The sequence below is a fragment of the Sinorhizobium sp. GQ132 genome (assembly GCF_059758575.1).
The window spans coordinates 1-823 of record NZ_JCAXDX010000046.1 but is presented as its reverse complement, the minus strand read 5'-3'; the positions used below and the strand labels follow the sequence as shown (position 1 = coordinate 823).

Genomic DNA, 823 nt, shown 5'->3' with positions numbered 1-823 from the left:
GAGACGAGCGCCCTGACACGTATACACGAACGAGCCGCTGCCGGATCGCTCGCGGCCAGGACGTCGTACGTGCCGCCATGCCCTCGTGACGTGAAGAAGCCGCCACTGGCGTGATCCCACTCGGCAAGCGCACGCTCCGATAGGAAGACACCGACTTCACTTAGCAGCCGGCTGGGATCCATCAGAAAAAGGCGGCCACCGTTTGGCCGCGCGGCGATGCGGCCGAGTATCTCTTTTTCATGGGTGATCACGTCCTCATATGTCTCGACTCGAATTTCATGCTGCCGTTCCATAATGTCTGCCCCTGTTTCTCAAATCCTCAGGTGGTCTGTGACAAGCCTGGTCGGCCTGGACGCGCTTTCAAAAGAGCCTGAGTGGCTTAGGCGGGCTTGGTCCGAAAGATCACGGAGCGGTCTTTTTGGAATCGCAATGAAGCTACTGCGATGCCGATAACCTCTTTGGCCCTACCACCCTCATTGTAATACTTGCCGTCCAAAAGGCGTAGTTAGCAAAAAGAAGTACCAGCAAAAGCTCATAAAGTCGAAATACAGACGGCGATGAATCAAGGCGAACATTGGCCCGCAGGCGACTCGTCACCGCGGGTATGCGAAGCATAACGCAGTGTCCGGTCTTGGTCGTGAATTGGTCATGGAACAGATCGTCCGGTTCCGCAGTCTGACGATGCTGGCGTAGCTGCTGCAGTCGCAGCTCATCTCGCGCAGGCGTAAGAATTAATGTAACCTGGACTCCGATGTAGCTCTAATTTTCTCGGTTAGCCACGTGATCTGACCTCAGAGGTCAGCATCTGGCCTGCGCTCCTGGA

At 55.9% G+C, this 823-nt stretch carries 1 protein-coding gene; it reads right to left on the bottom strand.

The window, feature by feature from the left end:
- Window positions 1-293 (bottom strand): hypothetical protein (locus AC6CIG_RS29635; protein WP_498324377.1); only part of this gene is annotated, 293 nt, incomplete at its 3' end.
- Window positions 294-823: the final 530 nt, after the last annotated feature.